Source organism: Micromonospora sp. CNZ295, from assembly GCF_004217535.1.
This window is the reverse complement of sequence record NZ_SHKZ01000001.1, coordinates 4,757,746-4,770,452: the sequence shown is the minus strand read 5'-3', so window position 1 is coordinate 4,770,452 and position 12,707 is coordinate 4,757,746. Positions and strand designations below refer to the sequence as shown.

Annotated in this window: 12 protein-coding genes; 6 read left to right on the top strand and 6 right to left on the bottom strand. The window is 72.8% G+C overall.

The window, feature by feature from the left end:
* The 5 genes from EV376_RS22325 to EV376_RS22305 all read right to left on the bottom strand — a co-directional run bounded on the left by EV376_RS22325 (position 1) and on the right by EV376_RS22305 (position 5,306).
* Positions 1-1,212, bottom strand: a complete 1,212-nt coding sequence (locus EV376_RS22325) for an ABC transporter ATP-binding protein (protein ID WP_130326211.1) — start codon at positions 1,210-1,212, stop codon at positions 1-3.
* Positions 1,212-2,096 carry a carbohydrate ABC transporter permease gene (locus EV376_RS22320; RefSeq protein WP_207228294.1) on the bottom strand — a complete coding sequence of 295 codons (885 nt, stop codon included), beginning with the start codon at positions 2,094-2,096 and terminating at the stop codon, positions 1,212-1,214. Before EV376_RS22320 ends, EV376_RS22325 begins: the two co-directional genes overlap by 1 nt.
* Positions 2,093-3,040, bottom strand: a complete 948-nt coding sequence (locus EV376_RS22315; protein WP_207228292.1) for a carbohydrate ABC transporter permease — start codon at positions 3,038-3,040, stop codon at positions 2,093-2,095. The genes EV376_RS22320 and EV376_RS22315 overlap by 4 nt, the downstream gene beginning before the upstream one ends.
* Positions 3,015-4,412, bottom strand: a complete 1,398-nt coding sequence (locus tag EV376_RS22310; RefSeq protein WP_130326209.1) for an extracellular solute-binding protein — start codon at positions 4,410-4,412, stop codon at positions 3,015-3,017. Before EV376_RS22310 ends, EV376_RS22315 begins: the two co-directional genes overlap by 26 nt.
* A gap of 156 nt (positions 4,413-4,568) precedes the next feature.
* A complete protein-coding gene (locus EV376_RS22305) occupies positions 4,569-5,306 on the bottom strand; it encodes a GntR family transcriptional regulator (RefSeq protein WP_130326207.1) in 738 nt (245 codons plus the stop codon).
* A gap of 188 nt (positions 5,307-5,494) precedes the next feature.
* On the opposite strand from EV376_RS22305, the gene iolC reads away from it, so the two are divergent.
* The 4 genes from iolC to iolD all read left to right on the top strand — a co-directional run bounded on the left by iolC (position 5,495) and on the right by iolD (position 10,185).
* Positions 5,495-6,478, top strand: coding sequence for a 5-dehydro-2-deoxygluconokinase (gene iolC / locus EV376_RS22300; RefSeq protein ID WP_130326205.1), 984 nt, complete (start codon positions 5,495-5,497; stop codon positions 6,476-6,478).
* The gene (locus tag EV376_RS22295; RefSeq protein WP_130326203.1) at positions 6,475-7,362 is read left to right on the top strand and encodes a Cgl0159 family (beta/alpha)8-fold protein; all 888 of its coding nucleotides are present in this window, start codon (positions 6,475-6,477) and stop codon (positions 7,360-7,362) included. Before iolC ends, EV376_RS22295 begins: the two co-directional genes overlap by 4 nt.
* A gap of 76 nt (positions 7,363-7,438) precedes the next feature.
* Positions 7,439-8,335, top strand: a complete 897-nt coding sequence (iolB, locus tag EV376_RS22290) for a 5-deoxy-glucuronate isomerase (protein ID WP_130326201.1) — start codon at positions 7,439-7,441, stop codon at positions 8,333-8,335.
* Positions 8,335-10,185 (top strand): 3D-(3,5/4)-trihydroxycyclohexane-1,2-dione acylhydrolase (decyclizing), encoded by a 1,851-nt coding sequence (gene iolD, locus EV376_RS22285; RefSeq protein ID WP_130326199.1) that lies wholly within the window; start codon positions 8,335-8,337, stop codon positions 10,183-10,185. The genes iolB and iolD overlap by 1 nt, the downstream gene beginning before the upstream one ends.
* A 75-nt stretch (positions 10,186-10,260) precedes the next feature.
* On the opposite strand, the gene EV376_RS22280 is transcribed toward iolD, so the two are convergent.
* Complete coding sequence (locus EV376_RS22280) at positions 10,261-10,842, bottom strand: hypothetical protein (protein ID WP_130326197.1); 582 nt, start codon at positions 10,840-10,842, stop codon at positions 10,261-10,263.
* A gap of 410 nt (positions 10,843-11,252) precedes the next feature.
* Between EV376_RS22280 and EV376_RS22275 the strand changes: the two genes are divergently transcribed.
* Both EV376_RS22275 and EV376_RS22270 read left to right on the top strand, forming a co-directional pair.
* Entirely contained in the window at positions 11,253-11,759 is a 507-nt protein-coding gene (locus tag EV376_RS22275) for a SigE family RNA polymerase sigma factor (RefSeq protein WP_130326195.1), read from the top strand.
* Positions 11,759-12,631 (top strand): hypothetical protein, encoded by an 873-nt coding sequence (locus EV376_RS22270; protein ID WP_130326193.1) that lies wholly within the window; start codon positions 11,759-11,761, stop codon positions 12,629-12,631. The genes EV376_RS22275 and EV376_RS22270 overlap by 1 nt, the downstream gene beginning before the upstream one ends.
* Positions 12,632-12,707 lie beyond the last annotated feature (76 nt).

Genomic DNA, 12,707 nt, shown 5'->3' with positions numbered 1-12,707 from the left:
TCAGCCCTGCACGCCGGCGCCGGCGCGAGGGGCCGGAACGCTCGCCGTCTCGGCGACGGTGACCAGGTTTCCGTCGCGGTAGAGCAGGGACCGGCCGGGGCGGGGCACCACCCACCCGGTGTCACCCGGTTCGGGTTCGCGGCCCTCCGCGACGACGACCTGCACGCTGGTGTGGCCGGCGGCGCCGGTGTGGCCCGCACCGCCGTCCGCGCCGGCCGGGCCGCCATCGTCGTCGCCGGCGGTGTCGTCGCCGGCGGTGCCGTCCGGTACGTCCAGCGAGACCAGGGAGACGCTGCCCAGGTTCTCCACGACCACCACCTGCCCGGTCAGCGCGCCCGGGACGGGGGTGGGGGAGTAGTCGAGGTACTCCGGGCGCACCCCGTAGACCAGTCGCTCGCCGTCGGTGACCCGGCCCTGGGCGTCGGCGGGCAGTGGCAGCCGGGCCGGGCCCACGACCAGTTCGTCGCCGCGCACCCGGGCGTCGACGAGGTTCATCGGGGTGGAGCCGATGAACCCCGCGACGAAGGTGTTGGCCGGGCGGCGGAAGACCTCGGTCGGGGTGCCGACCTGGCGGATCCGGCCGCCCTCCATCACCGCGATCCGGTCGGCCAGGGCGAGCGCCTCGGCCTGGTCGTGGGTGACGAAGACGGTGGTGACCCCAAGTTCCCGCTGCAGCCGCTTGAGGAAGGTGCGCGCCTCCAACCGCAGGCGGGCGTCGAGGTTGGACAGCGGCTCGTCGAGCAGGAACACCTGCGGGTGGCAGGCCATCGCCCGGGCGAGCGCCACGCGTTGCTGCTGGCCGCCGGAGAGCTGCCCCGGGCGGCGGTGCAGCAGCCCGGACAGGCCGAGCTCGTCGGCGGTCTCGGCGGCCTTGCCGGCGCGCTCGCGCCGGTCGACCTTCTTGATCCGCAGCGGGTACGCGATGTTGTCCTGGACGGTCATGTGCGGGAAGAGGGCGTAGTCCTGGAAGACCATGGCCACGTCCCGCTTGCCGGGGGGCAGGTTGGTGACGTCGCGGTCGCCGATCCGCACGCTGCCGCCGGAGGCGACCTCCAGCCCGGCGATGGTACGCAGCAGCGTGGTCTTGCCGCAGCCGGAGGGGCCGAGCAGGGCGAAGAACTCGCCGTCGGCGATCTCCAGATCGAGGGCGTCCAGCGCGCGTACCCCGCCGGGGTAGACCTTGGTCAGCTCGCGCATGGTGATGGCGGCCATCAGCGCTTGATCCCTCCGTGGAAGCGGAATCCGTACCGGCTGCTGACGAAGACGAACATGAGCGCCACCGGCAGCGAGTAGAGCAGCGAGAAGGTGGAGAGCAGGCGCAGGTCGGCCTGACCGCCCTCGGTGTAGAGGGTGTACATGATCACCGCGGCGGGCGCCTTGTCCGGGCCGCGCAGCAGCAGGAACGGCACCAGGAAGTTGCCCCAGACGTTGGCGACCGCCCACACCCCCACGGTGGCCAGACCGGGGCGGACCACCGGCACCACGATGTGCCGCATGATCTGCAACGGGCTGGCGCCGAAGACCCGGGCCGACTCCTCGTAGGACGTCGGGGTCGAGTCCATGAAGTCCTTGAGGATGAAGATGGCCGCCGGCAGCAGCCCACCGCTGAGGATCAGGATCACGCCGAGCCGGGAGTCGATCAGGTTGAGCCGGAAGGCCAGCTCGAACAACGGCACCATGGTGGCGGTGCCGGTGACGATCGACGACAACAGCAGCAGCCCGTAGAGCAGCGCGTCGCGGCCGGGCACCCGGACCCGGCTCAGCGCGTACGCGGCGAGCGCGGCGAACGCCACCACCAGGACCGCGGTGCCGCCGGCCAGGTAGACGGAGTTGAGCAGCGAGCTGAGCGCGTACGGGTTGTCCAGCAGGGTGCGGAAGTTGTCCAGGGTGAACTGCGGCAGCGAGGCGGTGACGGTCGGGGTGTCGTCGAACGGGGCGGTGGCCAGCCAGAGCAGCGGCAGCGCGAAGAAGCCGAGAACGGCGCAGAGGAACGTGTAGCGGCCGATCTGGGCGAGCACGTGACGAACCGCGACGGCGGGCCGATCGCCGGTCGGACCGGGTGCGGAAGCGGACCTCGCGGCGGTGGTGGTGGTCACGCCCGCTCCTTCCGCCGGCCCAGCAGGCGCAGGTAGACCAGCGCGATGGCCAGGTTGATCAGCAGCATGATGAACGAGATCGCGGCGCCGAAGCCGAGCTCACCGCCGGAGAGCGCCACCTTGTAGACGTACACCGGCAGGATCTCCGAACGCTGCTCGGGACCGCCGGCGGTGATCAGGAACGGCGCGAAGTCGTTGAACGTCCAGAGGCTGATCAGCAGCAGGTTGGTCAGCACGTGCCCGCGGATGCGGGGGAACACGACGTCGCGCAGTTGCTGCCAGGTCGACGCGCCGGCCAGCCGGGCGGTCTCCAGGTGCGAGCGGGGGACGTTCTCCAGCGCGGCGGCGTAGAGCATCATCGAGAACGCGGTGCCACGCCAGGTGTTGAAGATGATGATCGACAACATCGGGTAGTCGAGCAGCCAGGCCATCCCGGGGATGCCGAGCAGCGCGTTGAGCGTGCCGGCGTCCCGGTCGAGCAGCGCGATCCACAGGAAGGCGACCACCGAGCTGGGCAGGATCCAGGAGAGCAGGACGAACCCCTCGACCACCCGGCGCAGCGGGCCGCGGCGGTCGCGCAGGGCGAAGGCGATGGCGAAGCCGAGACCGGCCTGGCCGATGACCGCCGAGCCGAGGACGAACTGCAGGGTCAGCAGCAGCGAGGTGCGGAACCGCTCGTCGCCCAGGGCCTTGGTGTAGTTGTCCAGGCCGACGATCTCCGGGTTGGCCGCGGCCAGGCCGGTCAGCCGGTAGTTGGTGAGGCCCAGGTAGATCGTCCAGACGGCCGGCACCACCAGGAAGACCAGGATCAGCACCATGGCGGGGACGAGGAACCCGGTGGCCCGGCCGCGGCCGAGCCCGGCGGCGTCGGGGGCGGGGGAGGCGCCCGTGACCGGGCGCGCTCCCTCGACCAGTTCGTCAGGAGGTGACGTTGCCGGCACCACCGACGATCCCTTCGACCTTCTTCCGGTACGCCTCGGCCGCCTCGTCCACGCTCTTGCCGGCGGTCACCTCGGCGGTGGCCTCCTGCAGTGCCACCGACACCTGCGGGTAGACCGCCAGCGGCGGCCGGTACGCGGTGATCGGCAGGACCTTCTCGGCGACGAAGTTGAGCATCGGGTCGGCGGCGAGCACCTCCTTGTTCACGTCGGTGCGGGCGGTGATCCGGGTGGCGCCGGCCAACTCGGCCTTGACCGCCTCCGCCGAGTGCATGAAGGACAGCAGCTCCCAGGCCTGCGACGGGAACTTCGAGTTGGGGTTGAGCACCCGCACGCCGCCGCCGGACATGCTGACGAAGTCCTGGCCACGGAGCCCGGCGCCGGGCTGCTTGGCGGGGATCAGCGCGTAGCCGACGGTGGTGTCCCGGTCCGCCATCTTGGCGATGCCGTCCTTCGGGTTCACGACGCTGCGCCAGAAATAGTCGCCCTCGGCGAGGATCCCGATCTTGCCGGCGGCGAACTCCGCGAAGGACTTGTCCCGGCCCTTCGCCTCCTGCTGGAGCTTCGGATCGCCCAGCCCGCCGCCGTAGACCTTGGTGTAGAAGTCGAGCATGTCCTTGACGGGCTGGCTGGCGCCGGCCCACTTGCCGTCCTTGTAGATCTCGCCGCCGGCGCCGACCAGCAGCGGCAGCGCGCCCTGCATCGAGGTGGCCTCACCCATCGCCGTGCCGGCGTTGATCTGGATCGGGGTCACCCCGGGAAGCGCCTTCAACTTGGCGCCGGCGTCGAGGATCTCCTGCCAACTCGTGGGTTGCCAGTCGGCGGGCAGCCCGGCCTGGGCGAACAGCTTCTTGTTGTAGTAGAGGACGCGGCCGTCGGTGCCGAGCGGGATGGCGTAGCGCTTGTCCTCGAAGCTGCCGAGGCCCTGCACGCTCTCCGGGATCTGTGACCAGCCCTCCCAGGAGTCGACCTGGTCGCCGGCCACCTCCGACAGCGGCTTGAGGTATCCGGCCTGGACGAACTCGCCCACCCAGATGCCGTCCACGGCGATGACGTCCGCGCCGCCCTTGGACCGCAGGTCCAGGGCCAGCTTGGTCTTGTACTGCTCGTCGTCGACGCCGCTGGGCACGAACGTCACCTTGGCGGTGACGCCCTTGGCCTTCTGCGCCTCGACGAACCTCGGGATGACCCACTGCTCGATCCACTCGGCACCCGCGGCGTTCTTGCCGCCGGCGATCGCGTTTGCGGAGATGGTGAGGGTGATGTTCTTGGCGTCCTTGCCGGCGGGCTCGGACGAGTCGCCGCACGCCGTGGCGGCGAGGGCGACGGCGGTGAACGCGGCGAGCACGCCCGCTGCGTGTCTCGGCTTGGCTGACATGGGCTGTTTCCCTTCGCAAGGAGAGACTTCGAAGAGACTCGCGGGTCGCCCGCCGGCCGCAGGTCCCCCCGACGCCGGCGGTGCTTGCGGACACAATGTCATGACAGCCTGACGACGTAAATACCTGTCACTGAAATGGGCGCGAAACATCAACCGTCACCGCTCGGCGACGGTCACCTCGAGGGAGTACCGGCTGGCCCGGTAGATGTGCGAACCGTGTTCGACGTAGTGCCCCTGATCGTCGTAGGCGGTGCGGGTCATGGTGAGCAGGGGCGAGCCACGCCGCTCGCCGAGCATCTGCGCCTCGGACCCGGTCGCCGCCCGGGCGCCGATGCGCTGCTGGGCGCCCCGGATCCGGATGCCACCCGCGCGCAGGATCCCGTACAGTCCGTTGGCCTGCAGCGCGTCGATGGTCAGCCGCACCCGGTCGAGCGGGAGCCAGTTCTCCATCACGGCGAGGGGCTCGCCGTCGGCGAACCGCAGCCGGCGCAGGTGCTGCACCTCGGCGTCGACCGGCACGCCGAGCGCGGCGGCGACCTCGGCCGGGCACGGCACGGTGGCCAGCTCCAGCACCGAGGTGGACGGCGCCTGGCCGGCGCGCAACAGGTCGTCGTGCAGGCTGGTCAACTCGACCGAGCGCCGTACCGTACCCCGCACCACCTGGGTGCCCACCCCGCGGCGACGCACGATCAGTCCTTTGTCGACGAGGTGCTGGATGGCCTGGCGGACGGTCGGGCGGGACAGCCCGAGCCGGTCGGCCAGCTGCAACTCGCTGTCCAGGCGGTCACCGGGCGCCAGGTCGCCGCGTTGGATCGCCGCGGCGAACTGCTCGGCGACCTGGAAGTAGAGCGGGACCGGGCTGCTCCGGTCGACCGCGATCTCGGGGCCGGTCACGGCGCCTCCTCGCTTCACGACGCGCGGGGGATCTCGGGGCTGGGCGTCACTGTACCGAAGTGGTTACCGGGCGCAGAGGGCGGATGTCATGACAACACATTGACACAACTCGCAGAGCACTGTTACCTGTCAGGGACGGAAGCGGGCTGGCGGGGCGCGCCGTCGCCGGCCGGGACGAAGGGCGCCGCATGCTCGATGTGCTCACCATCGGCCGGGTCGGGGTGGACATCTATCCGCTGCAGATCGCCACACCACTGGCCGAGGTCGAGACGTTCGGCAAGTTCCTGGGCGGCAGCCCCACCAACGTCGCCGTCGCGGCCAGCCGTCAGGGGCTGCGCGCCGGCGTGATCACCCGCACCGGCGCGGACGCCTTCGGTGGCTACGTGCACCGGGCGCTTCGCGAGTTCGGGGTGGACGACAGCCAGGTACACCCGGTCGACGGGCTGCCCACCCCGGTCACCTTCTGCGAGATCTTCCCGCCCGACGACTTCCCGCTCTGGTTCTACCGCACCCCGACCGCGCCGGACCTGCAGATCCGGCCCGCGGAACTCGACCTCGACGCGATCCGTGCCGCCCGCGTCTTCTGGCTCACCGGCACCGGGCTGTGCCAGCAGCCCAGCCGCGACGCGCACGCCGCCGCGCTGGCCGCCCGCGACCGGCGCCCACACACCGTGCTGGACCTGGACTACCGCCCGATGTTCTGGCCGGACCCGGCGGCGGCCACGGCGGCGATCGCGGCGGCACTGCCACAGGTCACCGTCGCCGTCGGCAACCTGGACGAGGTCGAGGTCGCCGTCGGCACCCGGGACCCGGACCGGGCCGCGGACCTGCTGCTCGCCAGCGGGCTCGGGCTCGCCGTGGTCAAGCTCGGGCCGGCCGGGGTGCTCGCCCGCACCGGTCAGCAGAGCGTACGGGTGCCGCCGGTGCCGGTGGACGTGGTCAACGGGCTCGGCGCCGGCGACGCGTTCGGCGGCGCGCTCTGCCTCGGGCTGCTGCGCGACTGGCCGCTGGAGCGCACCCTGCGCTTCGCCAACGCCGCCGGCGCCATCGTCGCCTCCCGGCTGGCCTGCTCCGCCGCGATGCCCGACTACGCCGAGACCGCGGGGCTGGCCGGGGATGCCGTGCCGCCGCCGACGCCGTCGACCGCCGTCCTGACAGGAGAAGACCGGTGAGCACCGAGTACGACGCGCTGACCCGCACCCGCGCGCACCGGCCGCAGGCGATCGCCGAAGCCGCCGCCCGCCGTACCCGCCGGCCCTGGCCCGAGCCCGGCCGGCCGCTGTTCGTCGTCGCCGCCGACCACCCCGCCCGCGGCACCCTCGGGGTACGGGACCGGCCGATGGCCATGGCCGGCCGGGCCGACCTGCTCGACCGGCTGCGGCTGGCACTGTCCCGGCCGGGCGTCGACGGCGTGCTCGGCACCCCGGACATCCTGGAGGACCTGCTGCTGCTCGGGGCGCTGGAGAACCGGCTGGCCATCGGCTCGATGAACCGCGGCGGCCTCTCCGGCGCCAGGTTCGAACTCGACGACCGGTTCACCGCGTACGACGCCGATACCATCGCCGCGATGCGTTACGACGGCGGCAAGATGCTCTGCCGCATCGACCCGGACGACCCGGGCACCGCCTCCACCCTGCAAGCCTGCGCCCAGGCGGTCACGGCCCTGGCGGCCCGTCGCACCATCGCCCTGGTCGAGCCGCTCTGGGTGACGCGCGACGACGGCCGGGTCAGCGTCGACCTGCGCCCGGAGGCCGTCGTCAAGGGCGTCAGCGTCGGGCAGGCGCTCGGCGCGACCAGCGCGTACACCTGGTTGAAGCTGCCGGCGATCGACGAGATGGAGCGGGTGCTGGCCGCGACCACGCTGCCGGTCCTGCTGCTCGGCGGCGACCCGGTGGAGGCGCCGGACGTGGTGTACGCGCGGTGGCAGCGGGCCCTACGACTGCCGGGCGTGCGCGGCCTGGTGGTCGGCCGGGCACTGCTCTACCCGCCGGATGACGACGTGGCCGCCGCCGTGGACCTGGCCAGCTCGCTGCTGCCCGCCGGGCAGGAAGCATGAGCGAGCGGCAGCGGGCGGGTCACCGTTACAGCCGGTGTGACGCCACCTGCCCGCCGGCAGCGAAGCGAGGACGGGCATGAGGACCGCCGACGCCCACCTGCCCTGGGGCGGCACCGCTCGAGGACCCTGGGCCCTGGACGTCACCCCGGAGCGGGCCGGCTGGCGGTACGCCGGACTGCGGGTGCTCACCCTGCCCGCCGGTGGCGAGCTGACCTTCACCACCGGCGACGAGGAGATGCTGGTCGTGCCGCTGGCCGGCGCGGCCACCGTGCACTGCGACGGGCTCCGGCTCAACCTGGCCGGCCGCGAGTCCGTGTTCACGGCGGTCACCGACTTCGCCTACCTACCCCGGGACGCCACCGCGACCATCCGCGGCGCGGGCCGCTTCGCCCTGCCCTCGGCGCGGGCCACCCGCCGGCTGTCGCCGCGCTACGGTGCGGCCCGGGACGTGCCGGTGGAACTGCGCGGCGCCGGACCGGCCAGCCGGCAGGTCAACAACTTCTGCGCGCCGGACGCCTTCGACTGCGACCGGCTGGTCGCCGTCGAGGTGCTCACCCCCGGCGGGAACTGGTCGTCATACCCGCCGCACAAGCACGAGGAGGAGCGCACCTACGACGACGGGCGGGTCGAGGCGGCGCTGGAGGAGATCTACTACTTCGAGGTGGCCGGCGGCGTGCCCGGCGACGGGCCGGTGGGCTACCAGCGGGTCTACGGCACCGTCGACCGGCCGATCGACGTGCTGGCCGAGGTGCGCACCGGCGACGTGGTGCTCGTCCCGTACGGCTACCACGGGCCGTCGATGGCCGCGCCCGGCTACCACCTGTACTACCTCAACGTACTGGCCGGGCCGGCCGCGACCCGGACCATGGCCTGTGTGGACGATCCCCGGCACGGCTGGATCCGGGGCAGCTGGGCCGACCAGCCGGTCGACCCGCGGCTGCCGCTGACCCGGCCCGGAACGAAAGAGGCGTGATGCCCAGGTTGACGGTGGCGCAGGCGATCGTGACGTTCCTCGCCCGGCAGTTCTCCGAACGCGACGGACGGCGGCAACGCCTCATCCCGGCCTGCTTCGGCATCTTCGGCCACGGCAACGTCGCCGGCATCGGCGAGGCCCTGGCCTCGGCCAAGGCGGACCTGCCGTACCACCTGTGCCGCACCGAGCAGGGCATGGTGCACACCGCAGCGGCGTACGCCCGGATGACCGACCGGCTCAGCACCCTGGCCTGCACCACGTCGATCGGCCCGGGCGCGACGAACCTCGTCACCGGCGCGGCGGGCGCCACCATCAACCGGCTGCCGGTGCTGCTGCTGCCCGGCGACATCTTCGCCACCCGGGTCGCCAACCCGGTGCTCCAGGAGCTGGAGGACCCGCGCTCCTACGACCTCAGCGTCACCGACGCGCTGCGGCCGGTCTCCCGTTACTGGGACCGGATCAACCGGCCCGAACAGCTGCCGGCGGCGTTGCTGGCCGCGATGCGGGTGCTCACCGATCCGGCGGAGACCGGCGCGGTCACCCTCGCCCTGCCACAGGACGTGCAGGCCGAGGCGTACGACTGGCCGGACGAGCTGTTCGCCGAGCGGGTCTGGCACGTGCCCCGGCCGCTGCCGGACATCGCCGCGCTGGCCCGGGCCGCCGGGATCGTCCGGGCGGCGCGCCGGCCGCTGGTGGTGGCCGGCGGCGGGGTGATCTACAGCGGGGCCACCGACGCGCTGCGCTGGTTCGCCGAGGACCACGGGGTGCCGGTGGCCGAAACGCAGGCCGGCACCGGCGCGCTGCCGTACGACCACCCGCTCGCCCTCGGCGCGGTCGGTGTCACCGGGACCACCGCGGCCAACGAGATCGCCGCCGGTGCGGACGTGGTGATCGGCGTGGGCACCCGCTACAGCGACTTCACCACCGCCTCCGGCACGCTGTTCGGCGACGGCGTGCGCTTCGTCAACCTGAACATCACCGGTTTCGACGCCGCGAAGCTGTCCGGCACGCAGGTGGTCGGCGACGCCCGGGAGAGCCTCGCCGCCCTGGACGCGGCCTGTGCCGGCTGGGAGACCCCGCCGGAGTACCGGGCGTCGGTGACCCGGCTGCGCGAGCGGTGGGCGACCGCGGCCGACGCTGCCCGGCGCGCCGCCCCGGACGCGGTACCCAGCCAGACCGCGGTGATCGGCGCGGTCAACGACGCCGCCGGCGACCGCGATGTGGTGGTGTGCGCGGCCGGCTCGATGCCCGGAGACCTGCACCGGCTGTGGCGCGGCCGCGACCCGAAGAGCTACCACGTCGAGTACGGCTACTCCTGCATGGGCTACGAGATCGCCGGCGGGATCGGGGTGAAGCTGGCCGCGCCGGACCGCGAGGTGTTCGTGCTGGTCGGCGACGGGTCCTACCTGATGCTGCCCAGCGAGCTGGCCACCGCCGTCGCCGAGGGCGTCAAACTGGTCGTGGTGCTGGTCGACAACTCCGGCTTCGCCTCGATCGGCCGGCTGTCGGAGAGCGTCGGCGCGCACCGGCTCGGCACCGCCTACGTCGACCGGAGCGGGGCGCCGCTGCCGGTCGACCTCGGCGCCAACGCGGCCAGTCTCGGCGCCGACCTGATCCGAGCGTCGACAATGGACGAGCTGCGGGCCGCCCTGGCGGCGGCGAAGGCGGCGACCCGGACCAGCGTGGTGCACGTCCGGACCGACCGGTTCCAGGCCGGTCCGGACGCCGGAGCCTGGTGGGACGTCCCGGTCGCCGAGGTCTCCACCACCACCGAGGGGCAGGCCGCCCGGGCCGCGTACGAGGCGGGGCGCGAGAGCCGGCGGCCCCACCTGCGCCCCGCTTCCGGGTGAGGTCCTCGGGCGGCGGATCGTGGCGGCGCGGCACCGGGCGGTCGCGCGCCGGGCGGTTCGCTGCCGGTCGCCGGGTCAGCGGCCGGCCGCGGCGTCGTACCGGCGGCGCAGGTCGGCCATCTCCGCGGGGGCCAGGGCTTCCTTGAGCGCCGGTTCCGCGAACTCGGCCGGGAACATCTCCCGCAGCCGGTCGACGAACCGGACGTCGGCGGTCGCCTCGACCACCTGGATGCCCGGGGGGTCGGTGGACATGTCCATGATGACCGGGCCAGCCAGTTTGACCGCCCAGTCCCAGGGGCGCTTCTGCTCGGCGACTCCGCAGAGGTGGAAGCCGTAGACGGTCCGCACCTCCGCGAGCGCGGTGGCCCCGGTCGGCTCGTAGCCGTAGACGCGGACTCCGCAGATCACCGCCGGCTTCGCGTCCCCGGTGGCCGCCGCCTGCTGGACATCGTGTCCGGCGTGGTTGTGCTGCCCCGGGTCCGCCTGTTCGAGGGTGGTCCGCATCCGGCTCATGAGCTGCGCGTGCAGATCGGCCGGCTCCGTCTTCGAGCCGGCCGAGGTGGCTACGACGACCGCGCCGGCGGTCATCGCCAGGATCACCGCCACCCACACGAAGCGGTTCCGGTACCACCCCGTGAAACTCTCCCGGGAAATCATCGTTGTTTCTCACCTCGTCGCCGGTAGCTGGCAGACCGCATGGGACGCCTCCGGCATGGCCGACGGCGAGCGCGTCGGCCGTTGCGAGGACACCTGCCGGAGGAGTGCGTGCGGCGGGGACATCTGCCCGGAGATGCGGGCCCGTCGTCGTGGCGATGGCCCGGCGATGCGGCGCGCGAGCGTCTGCCACAGTGGCGCGCTGCCGGTGCTGCGATGCTCCCGTGCTGGCCGTTCCCAGCGCGGTTGCCCCCGCGCTGCGGCGATGTGGACCATTCCAGCACGTCCGGACCCGGCCCGGCAACATCCGTCCCGTCCACCCGGGTGACCAGCCGCTGGCGATTTCGTTCCCACAGGCAACCCGCGGAGTCCCAACTGACGTGACTATCCCGGATCGGGGATTGGAGGCTTGAATGAGCGATCGCGACACGGCGTTCGCGGAATATTTCGCCGCGAGGTCGGACGCGATGCGTGGCACCGCGTACCTGCTCTGCGGCGACTGGCACCGGGCGGAGGACCTGGTCCAGACCGCGTTCACGCGGCTCTACCTGCGCTGGAATCGGGTCTCGCGGCACGAGGTGCTCGACGCCTACGTACGACAGATCGTCGTCCGCGCCTTTCTCGACGAGCGGCGGCGGGGCTGGTGGCGGCGCGAACGGGTGGGCGGCGAGCCCGCGCAACGACCCGCACCGCCCGAATCGCCGGAGAACCGCTTGGTGCTGCTCCAGGCGCTCGCGGGCCTGGCGCCGCGCCAGCGGGCGGTCCTGGTGCTCCGGTACTGGGAGGACCTGTCGATCGAGGAGACCGCGGCGCTGCTGGACTGCTCGCCCGGAACGGTGAAGAGCCAGGCGGCCCGTGGCCTTGAGAATCTGCGCGGCCTGCTGCTGCCCGCGTACGGCACGAACACGAAGGGGGAATGATGAACGGGGAAGAGTTGCGCGAGGCGCTGCGTCACGAGATGGCGGCCGTCCTGTCTCCGCCGCCGCTGGACACGGCCGTCGCGCTCGGCGCCGCACGGCGCGCCCAGACACGCCGGCGTACCGGCTGGGCCTGCGCCGGGTGCGCGGCGGTGGTGCTGGCGGTCGCCGGCGTCACGGCGGTCGGCACCGCGGGGGCGGGCGCCCCGGACAGCGGTCCCCTGGCGCCGGGTGGCGGGAGGCCGGCGGCCTCCGGCACGAAACCCAGGCCAGGCCCGTCGGACGAGGCAAGCGCCGAGCCGTGGCCGACGGGACCGGACGGTCGCCCGCAGGAGGACCGGACGGCGCACGCGGGCAACCGGAACGACCAGGCGGCCCGGCTGCTCAACGAACTCATCGCCGTGGTGCCGGCCGGGTACGTCGTGCCGGACAACGCGGCCGACCAGTCCGACGACGATCCGCCGCGCAGCAGCCAGGCCCAGTTCGAGGAGAAGGTGCAGGGCGTCGACGTGTGGAGCTACCTGGCCGCGGCCACCGTCGCCAAGGGGGACCGGACCGGGCGGGTACTCGTCGAGGTGCACACCCGGGGGAACAAGCTCCCGACCGAGCCGTGCGAGCTGACCCGGCGGTTCTGGGAGATGCAGGGCGAGTGCCAGCTCGTGACCGTCGGGAACGCGGAGGTCGGTGTGGTGGTCCGTCCCACCGTCGACCGGCGCTTCGAGCAGTGGTCGGCGTACCGGCACCCGGACGGAACGGTCACCTTCGTCGCGCAGAGCCTGTTCCACGGCAGCCCCAAGCAGGGGCTGGAGGAACTGCCGTTCACCGTGCCGCAACTGGCGGCCCTCGCCATGGACGAACGGTTCCACCTCGAGTGACCGGGTGGTAGCCGTCCCAGTCCGTCGTGCGGGTCTCCTCGTCGGGCGGCCGCCAGGAGCTCCAGCTCTGGTGGTG